Below are 23,762 nucleotides of genomic sequence, written 5' to 3'. Positions count from 1 at the left end.
CTTGGCCTCAGGCCTTGAGGCGGTCGCGATACATCTTGCGCGCCTTGGCCACTTTCGGTGCCACGACGGCGCTGCAATAAGCGGTTTCGGGGTTGCGGGCGAAGTAGTCGTGATGCTTCTCCTCCGCCTCCCAGAACACCGCGGGGCCTGCAATCTCGGTCACGATTGGATCGGGCCAGATGCCAGACGCCTCGATTTCCTGCGTCACCTCACGCGCAATGGCATCCTGCGCCGGATCGAGGGCAAAGATCACCGAGCGGTACTGTGTACCGACATCGTTACCCTGGCGGTTGAGCTGCGTGGGATCATGCGTGGTGTAGAATATGCGCAGGACATCGGCAAAGCTGATCTCCTGCGGGTCGAACACGACCTCGATCACTTCGGCGTGGCCGGTGGCACCCGAGCAGACCTGCTCGTAGCTCGGGTTTTCGCGCCGACCGCCCGCATAGCCCGGCTGAGCGGATTTGACGCCGCGCAGGCCGGTGAAGATGGCTTCAGTGCACCAGAAGCAGCCGCCCCCGATAAGGGCTTTTTCAAGATGGGTTTCGCTCATGGGGGCCTCGCTTCGTCTTGGGAATGATGGACGAACCTACTGGTTCACGACAGGAAGATAGATGCTGCTGGCCTGCGCCCCGCCGCGCGAGATCGACTGCGTCGCGGCTTTGTAATCACCGGGCTTGGCCTCGAAGATATTCGACACATAGGTCTGGGGATTACGGTCGTAAAGGGGGAACCATGACGACTGGATCTGAACCATGATGCGATGCCCGGGCCGGAAGACATGGTTCACCGCAGGCAGGGTAAATTTATATTCCTCTACCTTGTTCGCGGGGATGGCTTCCGGACGGGCGAAGTCATGACGATAACGCCCACGGAAGATATCCATCGAGACCGAAAGTTCGTATCCGCCCATCTCGGGCCGGTCGGCGGTGATGCCCGGATAGACATCGATAATCTTCACGACCCAGTCCGCATCGGTGCCGGTTGTTGCGGCAAACAGATCGGCCGTCGGCACGCCTGACACGCGCACCGGATGATCCAGAACGGGTGTCTCATAGGTCAGGACATCCGGGCGAGATTCAGCAAAGCGCTGATCGGAAACAAGCCAGGGCTTCCAGCGTGCGCCATCAGCAAAGCTGTAGGGGCGCGTCATGAACGGCACCGGATGCGCCGGGTCGGACACATAGCTGTCCGTGCCGGGCCTGGCGCGCTCAAAGCTCAGACTGTTGCCTTCTCTCAGATAGAGGCGCTCGCCCGTACCGATGCAGGTATCGCCGCAATTGCCGAGCCAGCCGCGCAGATGATCCCAGCGATTGTCACCGCTGTTGTAGATGATGGCATCGTCGAAATTGACCTTGGCGCTGCCCGGCTTGAGATACTGGTCAAAGAAAGGACGCATGACGTTGGCACGATACCAGAGCGCCGTATCGCCATTGAAATGCAGCGGACCAAGGCTCGAGCCATCATAATTGACGCCGCTATGGCGCCACGGCCCCATGACGAGAATATTCGGCACCTTGGGGTGGTCCTTGCGCAGCGCCATCCAGCTGTGAATTGCGCCCCACATGTCTTCCTGATCCCAGAGCCCCTGCTCCCAGATCGTCGGGACAGTGAGCGGGCGCTTTGCCAGCAGCTTGTCGAGCGCCTGATCCTGCCAGAGCGCATCATAGGCCGGATGCGCCTTCATGCGCTGCCACCAAGGAAACTGGTCGAGCCCTGCCTTCGTCGCAAAATCACCGGCTGAGCCTGCCTGAAGGAAATTGGTATAGTCATCGGCATCATGACGGGGGATGGCATCGCCCTCACCCTTCTGCGTCATCTGCATCGTAAAATAATCGAAGCTGCCCTGACGGAACGCGCCGTAATGATACCAGTCATCGCCCATCCAGCCATCGACCATCGGGCTTTCCGGTGCCGCAACCTTGAGCGCCGGATGCGGGTCGAGCAGCGCCATGACGACCGTCCATCCCTCATAGGATGACCCGGTCATGCCAACGCGCCCGTTGCTCTGCTTCACATTCTTGATGAGCCAGTCGATCGTGTCCCACGCATCGGTCGTGTCGTCGGTCTTGCTCGGGTTGAGCGGGCCGATCGGCGGGCGCGTCATCACATAATCGCCCTCGGAGCCATATTTGCCGCGCACATCCTGGAAGACGCGAATATAGCCGCCATCGACAAACACGCCGTCGCCCTGGGGCAGCAGGTTGCGCATTTCCGAAGCACCAGACACCCGGTCGGCACGCGCAGAAGCATGATAGGGGGTGCGCGTCAGCAGAATAGGCGCCTCATGATCCTTTGCCGTCTTCGGAATGACGATGACCGTATGCAGCTTTACCCCGTCGCGCATCGGGATCATGACATCCTGCTTGATATAGTCGCGGCCGGTCTGCGGCATCTGCACATGAGCCGGAATATCAGAGCCGCGCTGCACCATATCGGGCGTGACAGCGGGGCCGTTCGATGCCTGGGCAAAAGCCTGTGAAGCCCCCAGCAGGCAGGATGTCATCAGCAACAAAGATCGGGTCAGATTTCCACAACGCACGCAATCAATTCCTTGGTCGACTTCACGATGCGGGGATGATTGAACAGACTTCCCCTTGCGGCAAGCGATTGGCCACGTTATTTCGCACAGGGTAATAAAAATACGCCCAACGGTCGTTTGCTATTGCATTTCATGCGCAACACGCCCGCCCCTTCCAGCAGTTCCGGATCAGCCTCATGCCTGCCTATCGTTCCCGCACCACCACCCACGGCCGCAACATGGCCGGTGCCCGCGCGCTCTGGCGCGCTACGGGCATGACGGACAAGGATTTCGGCAAGCCCATTATTGCGGTTGCCAATTCCTTCACGCAGTTCGTGCCGGGCCATGTGCATCTCAAGGACATGGGCGCGCTGGTTGGTGGCGCGATTGCGGAAGCTGGCGGCATTGCCCGCGAATTCAACACCATCGCCGTGGATGACGGTATCGCCATGGGTCATGGCGGCATGCTGTACAGCCTGCCTTCACGCGAACTGATCGCTGACTCCATCGAATATATGGTCAATGCCCATTGCGCCGATGCGCTGGTCTGCATCAGCAATTGCGACAAGATCACGCCCGGCATGCTCATGGCCTCGCTGCGTCTGAACATTCCGGTCGTGTTCGTCTCTGGCGGCCCGATGGAAGCCGGCAAGCTCGATGGCCCCGGCATCAACCGCAAGCTCGATCTCGTTGACTCCATGGTCGCTGCGGCCAACCCGAAGGTTTCGGATGCTGAATCCGAAGCCATCGAGCGCTCAGCCTGCCCCACCTGCGGCTCATGCTCGGGCATGTTCACGGCAAACTCGATGAACTGCCTGACCGAGGCTCTTGGTCTCTCCCTGCCGGGTAATGGTAGCCTGCTGGCCACGCATGCCGATCGTCGCGAACTGTTCCTCGAAGCCGGTCGTCTGGTCGTTTCGCTCGCCCGCCGTTGGTATGAACAGGATGATGCGACAGCCCTGCCGCGCAGCATTGCGACCAAGGCTGCGTTCGAAAACGCCATGACGCTCGATATTGCCATGGGCGGCTCGACCAATACCGTTCTGCATCTTCTGGCGGCGGCACGCGAGGCCGGGGTTGATTTCCACATGGCTGATATCGACCGGCTGTCACGCAAGGTGCCCAATCTGTGCAAGGTCGCGCCCGCGAAGAACGACGTGCATATGGAAGACGTGCATCGTGCCGGCGGCATTCCGGCCATTCTGGCCGAACTCGATCGCTGCGGGCTGATCGATACAACGGCGCATACGGTTCATGCCCCGAGCATGAAGGACGCACTGAAGAAATGGGACGTGCTTGAAGGGGACGAGCAGGCAAAAACCCGCTTCCTCGCTGCCCCGGGCGGGGTGCGCACCACCGAGGCGTTCTCGCAGTCGAGCCGCTATTACGAGCTGGATACCGACCGCAAGAATGGCGTTCTGCGCGACCGTGCCCATGCCTTCTCGCAGGATGGTGGTCTGGCCGTGCTTTACGGCAATCTGGCCGAAGCCGGTGCCATTGTAAAAACCGCCGGTGTTGTCGACAGCCTTCTGACCTTCACGGGCCGTGCGCGCGTGTTCGAAAGCCAGGAAGCCGCCGTTTCGGGCATTCTGGCCAACGAGATTGTCGATGGTGATGTGGTGGTCATCCGCTACGAAGGCCCCAAGGGCGGGCCGGGCATGCAGGAAATGCTCTATCCGACCAGCTATCTCAAATCAAAGGGTCTGGCGGAAACCTGCGCGCTGATCACCGACGGACGGTTCTCGGGCGGCAGCTCGGGGCTCTCGATCGGGCATATCTCGCCGGAAGCTGCGGAAGGCGGTCTGATCGGCCTGATCGAGGACGGTGACCGGATCGAGATCGATATCCCGAACCGCGTGATGCGCGCTCTGGTCGACGATGCGGTTCTGGCCGAGCGCCGTGAGCGCATGGAGGCTCTGGGCGCCGATGCCTGGACGCCGGACCGTGTTCGCGAGGTTTCCCCTGCCCTGCGCGCCTATGGTCTGCTGACAACCAGCGCCGCCAACGGCGCTGTGCGTGATCTCAGCCAGATTACGCGTCGCTCCTGACAGCCCCTTGGGGCGGCTCGTGACCGAAGCGGGATGAAACTCCCATCCCGGTCATGACCGCACCCGGAACGCGTCGTCTGATCAGGACGGAGTTAGTGAGCAGGCGCGCAATGCGCGCTTGTCTCGGCATCGTGCAGGGTCACACGCTGCTTTTCTAGACTATCGAGCGTTTCCTTCACCTCGCTGTCGCTCTCGATCCCTCCTTCGGGAGTCCAGAGCGCACCCTGCATGATCCCGAAACCCGGCAACGGGTCAAAACGTACCGCCAGCCCCGGATAACCCGGCGCATTGGGCGGCAGACGTGGCTCGTGCCGTCTCTGGCTGATGCGATGGATGAGCCGTTCTTCCTTCTTGAGCATACTGACACAGGCAAGATCCTGTGCCTCGACCGGCACTGAGGATAACAGCAGCCCGGCGAGAACCAGCGCCGTCGCACCCAGTAGAAACCGCCAGCAGTTCCCCTCGGCATGATTTCGCCTGTCTGTTTTCTGCTTCAGGAAACGGTCATGTGAAAATGAACCCGAGCGCATCATCATGATCTCTGTCTCCTCAATACTGCATCTGCATGCCGAGCAGGAATGCATTTGATTGCGCCCCGCTGGCTGGCGTGTAGCGGGCAAAATCGAAGGTGAAACGCAGGTTGTGGCCGTCCATTACATAATTGGCACCAGCATCGAATTGCCTGGTCTTGGGATTGCCAGCCCCGTACAGATCCTTCGCATAGCGAAATTGCTGATAGCGCAGCAAAGGCTGGATGCGCCCCCAGCCTACACGCCAGGGAATGAGATAGGCGGTGCTGACCAGAAAGGCGGTCCCTGCATTGATCCCGCCGATATTGCCGTAATCAGCTTTGTGATTATTGAATCCCGGCGCGATATCGCGCACGCCGTCCGTATGATACTGATAATAGGCTGCTTCAAGCGTATAGACGCCATAACGGGCTTTCTGGCCGATGCGCTTTTCGAACAGACCGTCAACATTCCAGGCCTTGTAATCACCACGCTGCTGGGCTGAGCCGACACCATTGACCTGATATTGCCCGGCAAGCCCGATCGCCAGAATATCCACTTTTCCGTAATAGGTGCTGGCGGTGTAATAGGCGGGCGAAGGCTCCGGATCGAGGAAGTTATATTCGATACGCCCGGCGAACAGCGGATTATGCCCGTCGCCCGATCCGCCATCGACCCAGTTATGGCCTTTGTAAACACCGGCCATATAGCGAAAGCGGTCATGGGCCAGCTTGCCCCACACGGTCGCGCCATCATTACGGCCTGACCACATTCCCGGATATTGCGCGACCATGGGAAACGCGTAGGTGCTCAGGAAATAGGGGCCATCGAGGTTGGAGCGGTCACTGCCGGGCAGCATGCGGCCAAGCCAGAGATTGACGGCCTTCATGGGCTCGAACTGGAGTATCCCGTCGAGCACATTCCAGTTGCCGTCACGAATACGCTCCACATTGAGCGTCGCCTTGACCATATGAATGATCTGCCCGCCCATATAGACGCGCAAATCACTCGCCGCTGCAGCACTGCCACCATCAGGGGTAGAGGGATCGGCGGTCATATATTGCCCCCGCACCCCGACCCCCATGCTGAAAGACTGCTCGGGCCCGAGATTGACCGTGATTGCCGCCTGGGCCGGGCTTGCCTGCAACAACAGTCCAGCGAGTCCGCCGCAAAGAACTGCCGTCACCCGCAGGGGCGTTTGCCCCCTCATCGGGCGTTGCGCCGTCTTCGATGCCCTTGCCGTCGCCAATGTCATTATGCCCTCTCCCATGCCGATACGGGCCATCTGACCGCGAGAGAACATTACGGTTTGAGATCATTCCCAATAAATGCGTAGAATTACTTAGTGGTCTGTCTGCCACGGCTTTTCCACCGGGCTACGCTCTTCCTTGCGCAGCCCGGTAACGCGCGGGGGAACGCGACAATGAGCCGAAAACACCTTCTGAATGCCTTGCTGACACTGCCCCTCGTTCTCGCCTTGTCCTGTGGCGTGAGAGCGCAGGACAAGACGCGCCTTTCCGTGGCCGAAGAGACAGCCGATCGCTGTGTCGCAGATGCCGCGATTCTCCCCCTCCTCGGCGGCCCCGCCGATGCACCGATCATCCCGGTGACAATCGATGGTCACCCCGCCGCGATGTATGTCAGCCCCTTGTTCGGGCATATCTTCGTGCATAATGCGGGCGATATCTGGTTCAATCAGGGCATAACCCGCCCAATGACTGCTCAGGACAATGTGCAGGTCCTGAGCGAAACAACCAGAATGGACACGCTGCAGATCGGTCCGATCACGCTGCATGACCTCATCGTCGAGCGCCTTGATGGCGAAGCACACCAAAGCGTTTCGGGCCGCCCCCTTGTCGGGTTGATCGGACGCCCTCTCTTCCGGCGGCTCCTTCTGATGCTCGACGTGCCGCATGAGAAACTCGGGATCATGGTCTGGCGAAACAGCCCGGAATGCAGTTCCGGGCCATCTGGCCTTTTCACCCTCGCACCCCAGAGCCTTGCGATGGATGATCGGGCCCGGGTGATGGCGCAGATCGACGGCAGGAAAATACGTCTCACGCTCGATCCCGATCTAGGTATGAACACGCTGCCTGTCTCAGACCGGGCCAATAGCGCCACGACAGACGATCTGGCCCGCGACCCCCGTGTCGTCACCCGTTTCGGCGCGATCACACGCGGGGTACGGCATAGGTTTCGTTCTTTCCAACTGGGCGAAAAAAAACTGGGCCCAACAGAATTTCTCGTGCTGGAAAATATCAGTGAGGGCATGCTTGGCGCGAGCTTTTTTCAGCATAATGTCGTGTTGTTTGACTTTCCTGATGGCCGGTTTCTTTTTTCACCGAGCGAGCCACGCGTTTTTCAGCCCAATCTCGGATTACATTTCGACGAGACCCATCAGGGCTTTACCAGCGTACAGGAGAATCGTGCCCCCGCCGCCGCCAGGCAGGCAAAATAGGCTGTTAGACGCTTGTTTGTGACGATCTTGCTTCAGATGTCGCAAACATGTCACCCACGATTGCGCTTTGTCATGGCATGAAACCGCATCCTTTCAGAGCGAGGCATTTGTCGGCCTCCCGGGATTCGAGAGAGCCTTCATGCGTCGTGTCTTTCCCTCTGCCGCCGGATCTTCGATACGTCGTCGGGATATTCTGCTTGGCCTCGGTGCATTGATGGCGTGCGGTGCCGCCCCTGCCGTTGCGACACTGGAAAAAGAAGCCCCCGCCTGCGACGCTGGGACCAAACCGGAAGGCGGAGACCGTCAGGGGAAATTCGACGCCAAGGGCCAACCGCTGATTTGGCCGGGCAACACGATCATCTGCCCCTTCAACGCGGCAGATCCACTGGCGCAGGCCATGCTCGACATGAACAGCCTCATCGAGCGCGAATGGCGCGAGTATATCACCCCTACGCCCCCATCGAGCTATCACATGACCATTCTCGGTGGGGTCGATCCGGAGCAGCAGGCGAAGGCAAACTGGCCATCTGGCATCAATACAGCGTTGCCCATCGCAGACACCGCGTCGATCCTCCGTGATCGTCTTGCCTCAAGGCGTTTCGATATTCCCGAGACAATCGAAATGGAAATCGACGCGGACCGTTTTCATGCGCCGCTCGTGGGCGTTCCGCTCAGACCGGCCAATGCCGCCATGGCGACCGCCCTTTACGATCTGCGCCGACAACTCGCAGAGGCAATCGGTTTTCATCCCGATAACCTCATGACATTCATGTTCCATGCGACCTATGGCTACAAGATCCGCCATGTCCCGCGGGCGCAGAAGGACGTGCTGCGTCGTCAGGTGCATAACTGGCGCCGTGAGAACGCCGACAAGCTCGGCACCATCGTCATTCCGCCACCGGTCTTTTGCAGTTTCGAGACGATGTTTGCCTTCAAGCCGCTTCTGACCCTCGCGCGCCGGGCCTGAAACAGAAAAGGCCGCCCGATGAATTATCGGGCGGCCTGTCATTCTGGAAGCAGGATCTGGCCCGCAAGACTTCAGTAGGTGAAAGCGATACTCGCGAGGAAGGTACGGCCTACCGATGGCGTCGCACGGTCACTGAAGAGATTGGAATAGTTCAGACGGTTCGCCAGATTGTAGCCATTGAGCGCCAGACGCCAGCGATGGCCAACCATATGCGATACCACGGCATCCCATTCTGTCGTATGGGGCACGCGTGCCGTGTTGGCGGCATCGAGCCAGACGGAGTCACGCCAGGTCAGACCACCGCCGAAAGTCAGGTTCCAGGGCTTCTCCGGGGCAATCGTATAGGTGCTCCAGATGGTCGCCGTGTTTTTTGGGGCGTACTGGATGCGCTTGCCGATATCGGCGGCCGTCAGTGATCCCGTCGTCGTGGCATCATAATAGGCGTAAGTACCGATCAGGCTCCAGTTGCGCGTGATCTGCCCTGACAGACTCAGTTCGACACCCTGATTGCGCTGCGTGTCGCTCGACGAGGTAACACTGCCCGTCGACGGATCGGTCATGAGTGCATTGCCCTTTTCCAGCCGGAAGAGCGAGGCAGTCGCACCCAGTCGGCCGTGCAGGAATTGCTGCTTGATGCCAATTTCGTAAAGGCTGGCCTTCTCAGGCTTGAAGCCTTCGGTCGAGGTCTTGAGCGGCTCGGAGCTGTTCGTCACATAAAGGCCGAGCGGCGTAGTCGAACGCGCCCAGTTGAAATAGACCATCGTGTTGTCGCTGGGCGTATACATCAGGCTGACGGTCGGGTTGATGGTATTCTGCTGCTGCGAAAGGCGGGTATCGGCTGCTGTTGCTCCTTCGGTTGCTGCATAATGGCTGTTCCAGTGATCCCAGCGGAAGCCACCGCGAATGGAAAACCAGGGTGCAAGCCACATCTGCTCGGACAGGAAAGCCCCGACATCAGTCGCATCACCGGTTTTGTAGAGCTTGCGCCCTGCCCCGCCCGACAGATTGACCAGATCATATTGATATTGACCCAGGTTCCCGAGCAACAGCCCCGGCTGCGTGTGAGACGGGTTGATCATGCTCGTCGTATCGGTGCGCGTGCCGTTCACACCATTGAAATTATAGGCGTAATTGGTGCGGCGATCGTAGATATGCTCGACATCCCAGCCAGCAATGACCTGATGACGAATAAAGCCGGTCTTGAAATTCGCTCTGGCTGAAAAGACGTTCTGCACCGACCAGTCATTCTGCTGATAGGGCTCGGGGCCGCCAAGATGGCCGCGCCGATTGATCTGCGCTGCAGACGGATCGGTAAAGAAGAGCTTCTGGCAGGTGGCATCACACCCTGGCTGGGAGGCCGAGAAATACCGGTCATAAAGCCCGCCACGCAAATCGTCGGAAATCGTGAGATGCTGGCTGATTTCAGAATTCAGCCGTGCCGTCAGCATGTTCACATTCGACACGTCCTGATCGTAATTGGTGCCATACCAGCTGTGACGATCGAGGCCGTATTCCGTCGCCGGGCGACCGATTGTGCTGCCGGGCTTGGTGACGATCGGCACGCCATAATCGGGAATTCTGTTGTCTGACTGGTGGAAATATTCGAGCGTGAAGCTGGTCTTCTTGCCAAGTCCAAACCCAATGGAGGGCGCGAGCCCCCAGCGATGGGAGTAGATGTTGTCGCGACCGACGACATTGTTTTCATTACCCATACCGGTAATACGCACGGCGGTGGATTCGCCTATCTGCTTGTTCACATCGAGCGTGCCGCGATAATATTCGCCCGATCCGCCTGAGAACTGTGCATTATAGGTGTCACCAAGATGCGCCACCTTGGTCACGATATTGATCGCGCCGCCCGTCGTGCCATTACCGAATACTTCAGAAGACGGCCCCTTGATGACCGAGATGTGGTCGTAATCGAAGCTGTCACGCGTATAGACACCGAAATCGCGTAGGCCGTTTTCATAGATATCGTTCTGGGCGGCAAAGCCACGGATCAGGAACTGATCGCCTGCCATTCCCCCCTCGCCCTCACCAACCGATGCCGTGATGCCCGGCACGTTGCGCAGCGCCTCATCGAGTGACTTGACGTTCTGCTGCTGCATCAGGATCTGCGGCACCGCATTGACGGTCTGAGGCGTGTGCATGATGTCATCGGGCATACGGCCCAGACCGATCGGCTCATGCAGGATGTTCATCGCCGCGCCATGCACGATGAGGTGCTCATCCACCCCGTCCTGCTGCGTAGCCCGGGTCTTGTCAGCGCGTTTCTTCTTCGCCTCCTCCTGCGATTCCTCCCTGGTTTTCTTGCGATGCACGCTGCCATCTTCGCTTTGCGCCGATTGGGCGTGAGCCGCCGTGCAGGCAAGGGTCATACCGACCAGCAGGGATACAGGATGGGAAGGGCGAACCCATTTCACTGACAAAACGCAGTCTCCACGCAAAAAAAGGAATCAATTTGTGCAATTGAGAATAATTCCTATCTTTCGTGACAAAGTGCTGCAACCGGCTCGCAATCGCATCACGCCTCTTTATGTCGTTGTGTTGCTCGAATGCGACACTGCATGTCACTCGCGACGTCGACGCCGCATGTGACGCGCCTCAAAGGCTGTCTTAATGGCTTGCACGTGATGCCTGTTGTCAGGTGTTCGTTTTATGTCGATCGTTCGCACGCTCTTGATTCGGCGTCGTCACCCCGAACTGTCCGAGGCGAAGCGCCACCTGAACGAGCAGAGCATCGCGACGGGATGACTTCGAGGGCTGCAACTGGCGCTGCATTGCCAAAAGAATGTCAGAAGTCGCGTCGACCACGGCCTTGTCCCACCAGTCGAAAGCTTCTTCCTCACGTCCCATGGCGCAAAGGGCTGTCGCATAGTTATGCTGACCGCGATAATCGCCGCCCTCGGCCGAGCGCCGATACCAGTCAAGCGCCAGCGCCGGGTCCCGCGGTGTATGCCAGCCTTCCTCGATAAAGCGCGCAAGCAGATTCATCGATTTCGCATGACCGCGTTCGGCACCGCTGCGAAAAAGCGCGAGGGCGCGCGGCAGGTCGGGCTTCATGCCGATACCGCGCATGACCATGATTGCAAGATTATAGTTGCCCCACAGATCGCCGAGCCTGGCGGCTTTTTCGTATGCCTCGGCAGCAGCAGCATGATCGACCGCGCCGCCCCAGCCAAAATGATGGCACCGGCCAAGCATGTTCAGCGCCGGAGCATAGCCCGCGGAGGCGGCTATCTCATACCACTGGCGTGCACGCGCGGGATCGGGGGGCATATAGATGCTTTTGAGCAGGATATCCCCCCATCGTACCTGCTCGGCCACATGGCCTTGCTGCGCCCTTTCCCTGATCTCCCTGATCATGTCCGGCAGCTCCGGGGCTGGCTCAGGGCGTCTGCGCCGACGCTTTGGTGAAGAGGGCAGCAGGCGCAGGATACGGGTCACCATGGGCTCGACCAATCAACAGCATGAGAACGTCAGATAAAGCGGGACCCTGCCGATTTAGAGATGATGATAATGTTTCGCAACTTTGCCGTCAGACAAAAAAAGGGAGCCGTTGCAACGGCTCCCTTTTCTCTAACGATATCCTGTTTCACGCTGATCTTCCACACCGGGAAATGACCCGCCTAAGGAGGGATGCTGCGTCTCCCCTCAGGCAGCAGAAAGACGAGACAGGGCCGCCTGCAAACGGGCGCGGTCATGGGTGAAGCTGGTCAGGCGGTCGCGATTTTCTTCGACCACTTCCGGTTTGGCGCGGGCCACGAAATCGGCATTGCCGAGCTTGCGCTCAACCTTGTCGATCTCCTTGCCCAGACGATCGATTTCCTTTTCGAGGCGCTGGATTTCAGCAGCGATATCGATCAGCCCTTCGAGCGGCAGCACGAGCGTGGCTTCGTCAATCACGGTCAGGGCAGCGGTCTTTGGCGGCTCGCCCGACAAGGCCGAGACGGAGGCCACGCGCGCCATACGACCGATCACGGCAGACCAGCTTTCGGCGCGCGCCAATGTTGCGGGCGATGCATCGCGCAGAAGCACGGGCACCATCTGAGCAGGCGGGATATTCATTTCCGAGCGGATGGTACGGATTTCGCCGATCAGACGAATGACCCAGTCCATCTCGGCTGAAGCCTCGGCCGCATCACGAGGCTGCGGCGCAACGGGCCAGGCCGATTGGGCCACGCTGCCGCCAAAGCCGAAGGATTGCCACAGCTCTTCAGTCACAAAGGGAATGACCGGATGCATGATCTGCAGGATCGTGCCCAGCACATGAGCCGCAACAGCGCGGATTTCATCCTGCTCGGGCGTGTTCTCTGCAGCAAAGGCAGGCTTTGCCAGTTCGAGGAACCAGTCGCAGAATACATTCCAGACGAAGCGGTAGCAGGCACCGGCCAGCTCGTCGAAACGATAGGCATCGAGCGCCGCCTTTGCGGCCGTTACGGCTTTTGCGGTCTCGTCGAGAATCCACCGGCCAAGCACACTCTTGACCTGAGACGGGTCAAAGCCTGCGACCGGTTTGACACCATTCATCTCGCAGAAGCGCGCAGCATTCCAGATCTTGGTGATGAAGGTGCGATAATCCTCGACGCGCTTGCGACCGAACTTGATATCGCGCCCCGGCCCGGTCAGGGCACAGATCGCCATACGGGTGGCATCCGCTCCAAATTCCGCAACCAGCTCAAGCGGGTCGAGACCATTGCCCTTGCTCTTGGACATTTTCTGGCCGCGCTCGTCACGCACCAGACCATGGATCAGAACCGTGCGGAAAGGCACGTCATCCATGAAATGGAGGCCCATCATCATCATCCGGGCAACCCAGAAGAAGATGATGTCGAACCCGGTCACAAGGGTGCTGGTCGGATAGTAGCGTGCCAGTTCTGGCGTCTTGTCGGGCCAGCCAAGCGTCGTGAACGGCCAGAGCGCAGAGCTGAACCAGGTGTCCAGCACATCCTCATCACGCGTCAGGCTGACATCATCGCCATATTGGGCGCGCGCCTGCTCGAGGGCTTCTTCCTCGCTGCGGGCGACGAAGACGCTGCCCTCGGGGCCGTACCACGCCGGAATTCGATGACCCCACCAGAGCTGACGGCTGATGCACCAGGGCTGGATGTCGCGCATCCAGGCGAAATAGGTATTTTCCCATTGCTGCGGCTCGAAACGGATACGGCCGTCTTCAACCGCCTTGATGGCAGGCTGGGCCAGCGTGGCGGCATCGCAATACCACTGCTCGGTCAGGCGTGGTTCGACAATGGCACCGCCGCGCTCGGCATAGGGAACCTGCAGGGTGTGGGGCTCAATCTTCTCGATATGCTCGAGACGCTCGAGTTCCTCGACGATGCGCTTGCGAGCCTCCAGACGATCGACACCCTCGAGCGAACGCACGAAATCGATCGACGAGAGTCCGTCGACCTCACGCAGTTCATGGGCGATCTCATCCAGCCAGATCGCAGCTGCCTCATCGAGAATGCTCGGCATCGGCAAATCGTGCCGTTTGCCGACTTCGAAATCGTTGAAATCATGACCGGGGGTGATCTTGACGGCACCGCTGCCTTTTTCCGGATCGGAATAGGTGTCGGCCACGATAGGGATGCGACGCCCGGTGAGCGGCAGGACGACAAACTTGCCGATCAATGCCGTATAGCGCTCATCTTCCGGGTGTACGGCCACAGCCGTGTCGCCCAGCATGGTTTCAGGGCGCGTCGTACCGACAACGATCGTACCGCCGCCCTCGACCGGATAGCGCAGATACCACATGGACCCCTTGGTCTCGCGGTTTTCGACCTCGAGATCGGAGATGGCCGAGCGGAAAGCCGGGTCCCAGTTGACGAGGCGCTTGGCACGATAAATCAGCCCCTGCTGATGCAGCGTGACGAACACGTCACGCACGGCGCGCGACAGCCCCTCATCCATCGTGAAGCGCTCACGGTCCCAATCGGCCGAGGCCCCCAACGTGCGCAGCTGCTGGATGATCTGACCGCCAGACTGTTCTTTCCAGGCCCAGACACGCTCGAGAAATTTCTCGCGCCCCATTTCCTTGCGGCTGAGACCTTCCTTGTCGAGCACGCGCTCCACAACCATCTGGGTAGCGATACCGGCATGATCCGTACCGGGCTGCCACAGCACATTCGCGCCTTCGAGGCGCTTCCAGCGGATCAGGATATCCTGCAGCACGAAATCGAGCGCATGACCGAAATGCAGCGTGCCTGTGACATTCGGTGGCGGAAACATGATCGAATAGGCGTCGCCCGGTGCCTCGGGATGCGCGGCGAAAAGACCCGATTTCTCCCACTGGGCGTAGAGGCGGGCTTCGCATGCCGCCGGGTCAAAGGTCTTTTCGAGCATTGTCTTCCTGTCACCTGTCTGGCCCTGCCCGGCTTGCAAGCCATGCAGGGATCACTTTGCGGGCGTTGCGCCCCGAACTCGCAAAGACCATTCGACAAGCCAAACAGGCTCGTCAGACATGGTCAGTCGCAACAAGGGGCGCCCTGTTTCATGCACGAAGCGTATGACCAGATGAGCTGAAAGTTTCAAGCCAGAACGGCACCCGGCAAGTCAGCCGGAAATGTCCGCGATACACCAAGTCGAAACGGCACCCATGACGTCGCATGACCGCCCCCCCCGGATATGGGGCCAGATGAACAGGCGAGCTGATCGCCCGCCCAGTCACATGATGATCAGCGACCGGGCTGACCGACCGCATAATCGTTGATACCCCACAGCCGATCCTTGACCGCGTTATAATAGGCCTTCTCGTCATAGATCGGCACGTTGAGCTTGAGGTCGGCCGCAGTCAGCCGCCCCATGGCGAAAGCCACCGCATAGGAAGACTGCACGAGCCCGCTCAGATTCTGCACGAGCGCCGTCTGTGCAGAGAGCAGCGTCTGCTGCTGCTGCAATACCTCGAGGGTCGAGCTTGTACCGACGATTGCCTGACGCTCAACGCCATCAAGAGCCACCACGTTGGCCGCGATAGCCGCACGGTTGCTGGAAATCGAATCAGTATAGGAGTGAAGCTGCTGCCAGTTGGCTGAAGCGGCCTGCGCTGCTTTGCGACGCGCAATATCCACCGCCCTACGAGCCGCCAGATATTGCTGGCGCGCCTCACGCACCGCCGCATATTCCGAACCACCCTGATAGATCGGCACATCGAAATTGATGGTGCCGAACTTGTTGTCGGTCACCATGCGTCCATAGCCCTGGTTCTTGACGTAGGAGTAACCGAGCTGCGCAGAAATCTTTGGCAGGATGGCCGCCATCTGAACGGAGAAATTATCCTTCTGGGCGGCCTCAGTGAACAGGGCATTGATGATCGTCGGATTATTCCGCGTCGCTTCCGCTACGGCATCGCGCTCTGCCTTAACCGGGAGGGCAAGTGGCTGCGGCGCCACGAGATTGGGCGCCGGCGGCACCCCCACGACCTGCAAATAGGTTGCCTGAGCTGCGCGCAGAGTGCCCTCAGCCTGCTGGCGCGTGGCCTTGGCGGTCGCAAGGGCTGCCTGCGCCTGAGCGACGTCCGTTCTCGTGATTTCACCCTGCTGGAAACGATCCTGCGTCGCTTTCAGCTGCTCTTCGAGCACGTGTTCGTTGTTGATATTGATCTGCAAAAGCTGCTCGCCGCGTACTACGCCCAGATAGGACGATACGACGTCAGTGAAGACCTCTTGCTCGGTTTCGATCAGTTGCGCCCGCTCAGCCATGACCGTGTTGACTGCCTGATGGGTCTGCGCGGTCGTCTTGCCACCCTGGTAGATATTCTCCGTGATGGAGACCCCACCCTGGTAACCCGGCGTTTCGTAACTGCGATTATAGGCTGGAGTACCGAAACTCGACCCGGGTTGCGGCCCCTGCGCACCATACGCGTTGAGTCCCTGATAGTAAGTCAGGGCTGCCTGACCGGAAATCTTCGGGCGCCATCCGGCCAGAGCGGTGGGGACGGATTCATCGGCAGCGCGCAGCTTGGCACGTTCCTGCTGAAGCGTCGGATTCGTGAGATAAGCTGTCGCCAGGGCTTCCTGCAATGTGTGCGGAACGAATTCGGGAGAGCCTTTACCATCATAGGTTTGGGCAAGCGCAGTCGTGCTTTTGAGAAGAACGACCAGACCTACGCTCAGAGAAGTATAGACCCTGGATTGATCCCGTTTCATGGATGCCCTTTCGAGTGAGGACGGCGCCATAGTGACGCGATGACAGTCATCATCTCGTCGGTATCAGGCGTCCCGCCGCATTCCTATGCCATATTTAAGCGACCAGAGAAATTTCTTCTTATTTCTCATTCTTATCCAAGATACCCCCTTGACCCGAACGTCCGGTAAAGAGATATAGCTCTCACACCAGCCGGTCCGGTGGCAGAATGGTGATGTAGCGGACTGCAAATCCGCGTATGTGGGTTCGATTCCCGCCCGGACCTCCAATTTTCTGAAAAATCACAGAAAATCGTTACGCTCGCCGAGTTTTACAAAACTCGCGTGAGGCGTCTGACACTTGCTCAGCACATCGCGGCGTTTGCCGCCAGTCGCTCGGGTCCAGAACCTTTGGGTGAATTACCAGCCTGGGCGGGTACTCTCTGATCCGATAATCACGGCTATCCGCCGCAGCAGGGCAGCGCACTCCTTCTCGCCTGCAGATGATTTTGCCCGGGCTCCTGCCCCGGCGGGTCGGCAGATCCCGCGCCAGCATCTCGATAGCAAGCGCTGAGCAAATCGCCTGAATGAATTGAGAACCCTCAGTTCGGCGTGCAGCCCTTTGCGATAAGACCATCAGTGCAGTATCGCAAAACAAGACCGAGATGCTTAGCAATCTGGCTAAAACTCAGACCGCCCAGACCCGATGACTAGTAAGCGCTGAATACAGATTAAGTTCTGGAGAAAAAATGGCGGAGGGGATGTCCTCTATAAATATCAGGCAACACATTAATAATAATGAGTTTTATTTAAAATTAAAATTTTTATCCCACATAAAATACCCATCAAGAGTTCCTAAAGGAACGCCATACGAAATGCCTGCTAACGCCTCATAGAAGACGTTCAAGGCTAGCGAGAGAAATTAAAAAGCATACATTAGAGAGTTACTCAGTCACACGAATCCAAAGTTGGTTTTTCACGGCTTCATAAGCTTGCGTCCCCCGATAACTATTCTCGTACATTTTGACTATTTCGTTGTTCTGAAGAGCCTTTATTGTATTCCTTTCCCAATTCGTGCCCTTGAACTGATATATAACCTCTACCCCGCAACTCTCGCTGTATGATTGTTTCAAGTCGCCGGATCCACGGACCAGTGCATCCACATATACTATGGTATCAATTTTTTCATGTGTGTCTGGATCTGTCTCGAACCCAGCCCAAAAAGGGGAACCTAGCGCATTGATGACGTCATCAGAATTACGAGGATGAGGTGGCGTTGGGGCATTTTTCATTGGTCTCCCCACGTTCGTAAAGCCACATACACTTTCAGTTGCCTCAGAAACTTCAAAGTGGCCGGCGCTTGCAGATAGCGAACAAATAGTTGCAATACCGATAAAATACATTTTTTTCTTCACGAAATAATTTCTCCGACAATATTTCGACCAATTAAGTAGGCGTCGCGTGCATTAAGGATGCCTGATTTTGATTGCTCAAACCCCTTCGTAATGGCTGTAGCTCGCTGTAATTTTGTACCGTGATGATTTGTATCATTAAATGGGAGAAAATCGCCTTTATTATAGAAAGATTCCAATATATCTTCCGTTGACACATTTTCTAAAGAAGATTTTTTCCCCATATACCAGCCAGCCAAAACATCCGCATGTAATTCCATACGAACGCCGAAACGATTCACCTCATCGAAACCGAACTGTTTGCGATATTTGAACTGCAGTGTATGCCCCCATTCATGGGCCATAATGGCTGCCACAGAACCGGTTCTAGCTAACTTATTACTCGGATTGGAGCCATGAAGAAGAAATGGATCAGGTGAGTTCAGCTCACTATGAAGCAATCGAAAACCAAAACACACAGATGGGGAACGACTCCCAGGTTGGGCAAATGCATTCATCCCATCTTTATCGTTATAGAAATAAAAATGTGAGTCAGTTTCAAATTCTTTATTTAACGAATCGACCTCATCCTTAAGTGCCCCGTCCAAAATAGTAAAGCCACTTTCATTAAATATGCGTTGCTTGGTACCGGAAAGATAGGATGAATCACTTTCTTCAAATACGCACTCATCGGAAATAATTATATATCCTTCACTTTTTGATACCTGTTGAGCTTTAGCAGCCGACGGGCGATATGATGAAGCCAGAAGTGTAGCCGCAGATATGAAAAAAAAATTTCTTTTTGTAAGGTAATTTACCATTTTACAAACTCACTAATTTCTAATTTCAACGATATTCGCCTAATTTTTTGGTCCCTAATTTTGGAAGAAATTAAGGTTATGTGCAAGAGACCACCTCTATCCTTATCTTCTTAAACAGCCTTTTACGCATACATCATTATATGCATTCAATATTTGGATTAGGTCCCTCTTTTGACCTCTCGTTCCACGAGCGGACCTTCCGCTTTCCCGCTGTTTCGCCTGGCGGCTTAACGATATTAGAGCAGACAGGTAGGCAGCCGCTTACAACTCGGTCACTCGGCGGGCATATCAACTTGGCCGAGAGTAGACCGTCACACATCAGCAGGGCTCGAGATCCAGGCCAAACTCATTCGTTCTCATCTTCGCTTGATAAAACTTAACCTCGGGAAGGGTTGCGCAGACTTCTCGTAGCCTGGCTTTGTTTTCATCCGGTGTGCAGCAGCCAAAGATGACTCCGGTTAAGGAAGGCTCTGGAAATTTGAGACAGTCTGGTTTCCTCGTAATAACTCTCCACTCTTCTTCGTGTTTCCAACAAAGGTCCTTCGTTAGGATCGCCGCATTGAAAAGCTGTGCCTTATCGTAATGTTCTCTCGTCAGCATTAACTGGATCCGATTTTGTGAATACGAAACAAGATGGAATTGCCCGTTCATCCATGGCATCTGGTCACACCATTTGATTGCATCAAATTCCAAGGCCACCCCACGATGGTTACGAGCATAGTGCGACCACATCAATGTAGAAGTATAGTTGGCCGCGAGCGAAAGCACGCCGCTTGCGTGGATTTTAGACTGCATCTCCCGGAGCAAATTTTCTAATTGGGAGCTTTCGATTGGACTTAGTTCTCCAGCCGCCCCGCATGAATTGTCCGGGTAGATCAAATATCGAGCAAATCCAGGATTCACAGTACCACGCGAGGGCATTCGACAGTCAAACGGATCATTGAATTTTTTTACGATGGACAATAAAGTTCATGTTTAAGCAAGATGGACTGAAGTCGGCACCAATCCTCTTCTGTTTCGATCACTCTAAACTTGTAGAGTTTTTGCGGCAGCGGCGATGATATGAATTCCGGTTGGTCCATACAGCTATTATGCATCAAAAAATTAGCGAACAAAGGGCCAGCTTTTCATGGATTTGGCTTTACAGTGGACTGCCCCCCCTGAACTGCCTGTCTGCTCAGTGATACAGGAGCAGACAGGCGGCAGTTGCCCTCTTAAAAGGCATTATGATCTAAGTCTGTGATATATTCATCATATACTCTTCGTCTTGTGGTACCGTCGCAATGACTACATGCCGATTTCATGCATAATATGCATATTAATTGCCTGCTATCCGGTTGTTGACATATAAAATTAGTAATCAAAAAATTTTATCATTCAATATCATAATAAGAATACACTTTTGATTTTACGCTGCTGAGTTCGTTAGATGGAAATTTCCAATTTTTATCTGAAGCGAGTTCATTCAGGAAATTTGTATGAATTTTCACTTGTGTGAAAAATTCGTTCGAACGCAATTTGATGCTATCAAAAAGAACTTCGATCAAATATTCTGGGTTTGGCCGTTTTTTGGGATCAAATTCCATGCAATTTTTAACTATCTCAAATATATCTTTATAGCATACATCAAGATTAGCATTTATAGGGCACCCTGAAGTAACCCACTCACGCCATTTATTTTCTCTATTAAGATTTTTAAAAGCTTCACCCGTTCCTAGATGCCATGGAGTAAAATCTGACCCTTCTGGATGGTAGCCATTGCTAATAAGCTCAAAAAGCATAATCCCAATAGTAAAGATGTTAGTTTTTTCGGTGAGATCCGATTTATTCCATTCAGATTTATTTTTCCATTGTTCTGGGGCACAATACGGCGCCGTTCCTCGGAATATTGGATGTTCTTTAAATAAATCAACGCTGCCAAAATCCCCAATAAGTGGAGTTAGTGGTATATGTTGATTAGAGTTCAACTGATGAGTTTTATTATAATCACGAAAAAAAATGTTTTCTGGCTTTAAATCTTGATGACAAACTATATTTAGTTTTGAGAGGTGCATTAATCCGTATAATATTTGTATTATAATGGCTATTTTTTCGACATCAATTATAGTGTCATTATTAATTAACTTTGATAAATCTCCTTCCCAAAACCTAAAATATGCGACTGGTGTTCCAAGATGAAAACTGAAATTATGAGGCCAATGTACGTTAGGATGATAATAAGCCTTACTTTGCAATTGGAATTCTCTAATAAATCGTATTGCAGCTTCACTGGGAGGTATGCTTTTTTTTGATATTGGAAACTTTGCACTTACTTTTTGAGGGTTAACACCGTTTCCATTATTCATAACAACAATTGTCCCGGAAAGACCTTCCATTCTTCCCGAAACGTTTTCAGAATTAATGAAATTTGTGAGTATTTTTCCCTGATCTTCAGCTGATAACTCTTCGAATTTGCTGCGAGGAAAATTTCTCTTTGTCATATGTAGGGTCTTTCTATTTGGGATTGGCGTCAATGTACATCTATTTTGCAATAGTGAAATATATCACTTCATTTGATAAATAATTCACAATATAAAACGAGAAACTTTGTAAATGCTCATCAGTGCGTCACATTAATATAAAAATACAAGTTAATGATTAAACTCCCCGGCGATTCAATAATAAGCGGACATTCCACTTCTCTCTCCCCACAAAGCTGACAACATTCATTCATTTTTCCACCTGCCTTACTCGCTCAAACAATGCGTTGTTCAAGGCCACCTGATCTGCCCCGAAGTGGGCCTGTCGATGACAATTTGGACATAGTGCGGCCACAGAATCTGGGTGATCCAGCCCCCCGTCACTCAGTTTGTGGATATGGTGTGCTTCGAGATACGGCTGCCCTGCAGCCGTTAAAAACGGGGCAGGATTTCTACAGGCTTCACACGCTCCCGCAGCACGGCCCAGAACGTAATCCCGCACTGCTCTGCTACGTGCTCTGACATTCATTAACGCGACACGCGGGCTCGCCTCATTGGATGCGAGAGCCGCTTGGAGCGCTCGCTCTCTCAGTTCTGCTAACGGCAGATCAGTCGGAGCCTCTGCCGCAAAATCTTCAACCTCGATGGCAAGCCCGCTCTGAGGCACCAACGTAAAGACAATCGCCTGCCGTGGCTGACCGTCCATATCGGGCTGCTGCTCAGTCTGCCATCCACCACAAACATAAAGGCCTTCAAACCAAACCGGACCTCCTTTCTTGGTCTGCTGGAACAACAAGAGGTCTTTGCCGTTCTGCACATGGTCGCGGATGGCTCGATTTCCCGAGATCATGCGCATATCGCCAAGCTGGCCTTGCCCCGTATATCGGAAGCTCCCATCTGCTTCGAAAACGTCTTGGTAGCCGACATGGCCGGCACCATGCCCGGTAAAAATAAAGATCCCAGGCGCGTCAGCAGGCGTTGAGATGCCGCCCTGTTGCTGCCCACCAAACCGCGCATGAATGTCATTGCGACGGTGATAGGATCGATGGAGTTCAAACGGCCAAAGCATGGCTCAATTGGTTACATAAGATTTCAGCGGGCACAATGGCGTGCCTCACAGAGCGAGACTGGCGCCCTGAGTCTTTTCTTGCGCCTTGTGTTTCGCGTCCTGCATATCGGCTCTCCGTTCCTGAACCGAGCGAGCCGACATGCCTGCACGCTCCAGGAGCCCAAGCTGCATCTTCGAGCGGTCATCCGTGTAAAGCACGCTTTCAGCCTTGGCGCGTGAGAGGGCCACATAGAAGCTCTTTTGCTCCAAAAGATGCGTGGCCGAGCTCTCGGCGTTGGCAAACACTCGATCCGCTGTGCGCCCCTGAGCTGCAAAAGCCGTCGAGACATAAGCATGAGAGAGATGCCGGTCTCGAGCGCGCTCCAGGGTGATCGTCTCAATCCGGTTGCTTTGGAGTTTGACGCGGGCAAGGCCTTGACTTGAGTCGATCGTGATCACCTCTCCAAGCTGCCCATTTACTCGCTTTGCTGCTTTATCGTTCCGCGTAAACTGCACCCGGTCCCCCACGCGAAGCTCTAGCGCTTCTTCGCGATAGAGCTGGGCTTGTCCCGCTCCCCATTGCCTGGGATGCCAGGCGAGATCTCGTCCGCGTTCACCTTGAAGCGTGAGCACATTCTTAGCCTCATCGGCCTGGATGACTCGATAGGCTCCATGCCGAGAGACGCCTTTATCCGCGTAATCCTTGGTAAAGCGTACGATATCATCGAGTTCGTAACTCTCCGCCCGCTTGGCCTCCGCCTTGGTTAGATCCTTGGACACGAACTTCGTCGCGTTGAGAGCCTCAGCGCCAAGCTGGCCACGCTCGATCAGCTTTTTTCGAATGTCCTGGGTCAGGTTGTCACGTCCTTCACGCGATGGCTCAATGACCAGAGTTTTCTGGTGTTCCTCGGTGCTGAGAGCGGCATAGTTCTCAGCAATCTGCGCAAAACGCGCTTCGCGACCGGCAATCTCCACGACACGCCCGCCGCCGCGATCCAGGACCTCCAATGCTTTCTTGGCGTTCCCCTCCAAACTGGCCTCTACAGCCGCTTTCGTATGCGCATTGGTCTGGCGCAAGATCGTCGTCAGCTTGGCCGTTTCCATGCCTGCCTCTTGGAGCTGCTCAAAGGCCGCTCCGGCCTCAATAGAGCCAAGCTGTTTGACGTCGCCCACCAAAAGCACGCGTGCCCGATGGCTCTGCGCGGTGCTCAACAGCTTCGCCATATCTTTGGCAGAGACAAGCGACGCCTCATCGACGATCCAGAGTTGAGGCTGCGAGCTAGGGCGCCCTGGCGCCAGAAGATGCCGCGCCAAGGTATCGGCTCGACTGTCGAGCGCATCTCCCAGTACTTGCGCGGCTGAAGCGGTCGGGGCCAGGGCTGTGACGCGATAGCCTTGCAATTCCGCGCTTTTCGCCACT

The 23,762-nt window shown here is 55.7% G+C and carries 17 protein-coding genes and 1 tRNA gene; 4 read left to right on the top strand and 14 right to left on the bottom strand.

The window, feature by feature from the left end:
- Positions 1 to 7 precede the first annotated feature (7 nt).
- Complete coding sequence (gene msrA / locus IEV53_RS08275) at positions 8 to 553, bottom strand: peptide-methionine (S)-S-oxide reductase MsrA (protein WP_188426324.1); 546 nt, start codon at positions 551 to 553, stop codon at positions 8 to 10.
- A gap of 36 nt (positions 554 to 589) precedes the next feature.
- Positions 590 to 2,506: a CocE/NonD family hydrolase gene (locus tag IEV53_RS08270; protein ID WP_188426323.1), complete on the bottom strand. Its 1,917-nt coding sequence runs from the start codon at positions 2,504 to 2,506 to the stop codon at positions 590 to 592.
- Between the two features lie 212 nt (positions 2,507 to 2,718).
- Between IEV53_RS08270 and ilvD the strand changes: the two genes are divergently transcribed.
- Positions 2,719 to 4,569, top strand: a complete 1,851-nt coding sequence (gene ilvD / locus IEV53_RS08265; RefSeq protein WP_188426322.1) for a dihydroxy-acid dehydratase — start codon at positions 2,719 to 2,721, stop codon at positions 4,567 to 4,569.
- Positions 4,570 to 4,661: 92 nt separating this feature from the next.
- Here the strand turns inward: ilvD and IEV53_RS08260 are convergent, their stop codons facing one another.
- Together IEV53_RS08260 and IEV53_RS08255 are read right to left on the bottom strand one after the other, a co-directional pair.
- Positions 4,662 to 5,105: a hypothetical protein gene (locus tag IEV53_RS08260; RefSeq protein WP_188426321.1), complete on the bottom strand. Its 444-nt coding sequence runs from the start codon at positions 5,103 to 5,105 to the stop codon at positions 4,662 to 4,664.
- 13 nt (positions 5,106 to 5,118) lie between these two features.
- Entirely contained in the window at positions 5,119 to 6,381 is a 1,263-nt protein-coding gene (locus tag IEV53_RS08255) for a porin (protein ID WP_229719777.1), read from the bottom strand.
- 120 nt (positions 6,382 to 6,501) lie between these two features.
- On the opposite strand from IEV53_RS08255, the gene IEV53_RS08250 reads away from it, so the two are divergent.
- Together IEV53_RS08250 and IEV53_RS08245 are read left to right on the top strand one after the other, a co-directional pair.
- On the top strand, positions 6,502 to 7,536 hold the full coding sequence (locus tag IEV53_RS08250) for a pepsin/retropepsin-like aspartic protease family protein (RefSeq protein ID WP_188426320.1): 1,035 nt from the start codon (positions 6,502 to 6,504) through the stop codon (positions 7,534 to 7,536).
- 139 nt (positions 7,537 to 7,675) lie between these two features.
- Positions 7,676 to 8,503, top strand: a complete 828-nt coding sequence (locus tag IEV53_RS08245; protein WP_188426319.1) for a DUF1868 domain-containing protein — start codon at positions 7,676 to 7,678, stop codon at positions 8,501 to 8,503.
- A gap of 71 nt (positions 8,504 to 8,574) precedes the next feature.
- Here IEV53_RS08245 and IEV53_RS08240 read toward each other — a convergent pair whose 3' ends face one another.
- The 4 genes from IEV53_RS08240 to IEV53_RS08225 all read right to left on the bottom strand — a co-directional run bounded on the left by IEV53_RS08240 (position 8,575) and on the right by IEV53_RS08225 (position 16,647).
- Positions 8,575 to 10,881 (bottom strand): TonB-dependent receptor, encoded by a 2,307-nt coding sequence (locus IEV53_RS08240; RefSeq protein WP_188426540.1) that lies wholly within the window; start codon positions 10,879 to 10,881, stop codon positions 8,575 to 8,577.
- Positions 10,882 to 11,146: 265 nt separating this feature from the next.
- Positions 11,147 to 11,953, bottom strand: coding sequence for a tetratricopeptide repeat protein (locus IEV53_RS08235; RefSeq protein WP_188426318.1), 807 nt, complete (start codon positions 11,951 to 11,953; stop codon positions 11,147 to 11,149).
- A gap of 204 nt (positions 11,954 to 12,157) precedes the next feature.
- A complete protein-coding gene (locus IEV53_RS08230; RefSeq protein WP_188426317.1) occupies positions 12,158 to 14,845 on the bottom strand; it encodes a valine--tRNA ligase in 2,688 nt (895 codons plus the stop codon).
- Positions 14,846 to 15,177: 332 nt separating this feature from the next.
- Positions 15,178 to 16,647, bottom strand: a complete 1,470-nt coding sequence (locus tag IEV53_RS08225) for a TolC family outer membrane protein (protein WP_188426316.1) — start codon at positions 16,645 to 16,647, stop codon at positions 15,178 to 15,180.
- A 192-nt stretch (positions 16,648 to 16,839) separates the two neighbouring features.
- On the opposite strand from IEV53_RS08225, the gene IEV53_RS08220 reads away from it, so the two are divergent.
- Positions 16,840 to 16,913, top strand: a tRNA-Cys gene (locus IEV53_RS08220).
- Positions 16,914 to 17,567: 654 nt separating this feature from the next.
- Here IEV53_RS08220 and IEV53_RS08215 read toward each other — a convergent pair.
- The 6 genes from IEV53_RS08215 to IEV53_RS08190 form a co-directional block, all read right to left on the bottom strand.
- Positions 17,568 to 18,038, bottom strand: coding sequence for a hypothetical protein (locus tag IEV53_RS08215; RefSeq protein WP_188426315.1), 471 nt, complete (start codon positions 18,036 to 18,038; stop codon positions 17,568 to 17,570).
- Positions 18,035 to 18,835, bottom strand: a complete 801-nt coding sequence (locus IEV53_RS08210) for a neutral zinc metallopeptidase (RefSeq protein ID WP_188426314.1) — start codon at positions 18,833 to 18,835, stop codon at positions 18,035 to 18,037. Before IEV53_RS08210 ends, IEV53_RS08215 begins: the two co-directional genes overlap by 4 nt.
- 318 nt (positions 18,836 to 19,153) lie before the next feature.
- Positions 19,154 to 19,567 carry a DUF2971 domain-containing protein gene (locus IEV53_RS14945; RefSeq protein WP_371869855.1) on the bottom strand — a complete coding sequence of 138 codons (414 nt, stop codon included), beginning with the start codon at positions 19,565 to 19,567 and terminating at the stop codon, positions 19,154 to 19,156.
- A 641-nt stretch (positions 19,568 to 20,208) separates the two neighbouring features.
- Positions 20,209 to 21,315: a protein kinase domain-containing protein gene (locus IEV53_RS08200; protein WP_188426312.1), complete on the bottom strand. Its 1,107-nt coding sequence runs from the start codon at positions 21,313 to 21,315 to the stop codon at positions 20,209 to 20,211.
- Between the two features lie 229 nt (positions 21,316 to 21,544).
- Positions 21,545 to 22,363: an HNH endonuclease gene (locus IEV53_RS08195; protein WP_188426311.1), complete on the bottom strand. Its 819-nt coding sequence runs from the start codon at positions 22,361 to 22,363 to the stop codon at positions 21,545 to 21,547.
- A gap of 45 nt (positions 22,364 to 22,408) precedes the next feature.
- On the bottom strand, positions 22,409 to 23,762 hold a 1,354-nt coding region (locus IEV53_RS08190), incomplete at its 5' end, for an ATP-dependent DNA helicase (protein ID WP_188426310.1).

It is taken from the genome of Asaia siamensis (assembly GCF_014635085.1).
GTDB classification, from domain to species: Bacteria; Pseudomonadota; Alphaproteobacteria; order Acetobacterales; family Acetobacteraceae; genus Asaia; species Asaia siamensis.
This window is presented reverse-complemented; position numbering and strand designations above follow the sequence as displayed.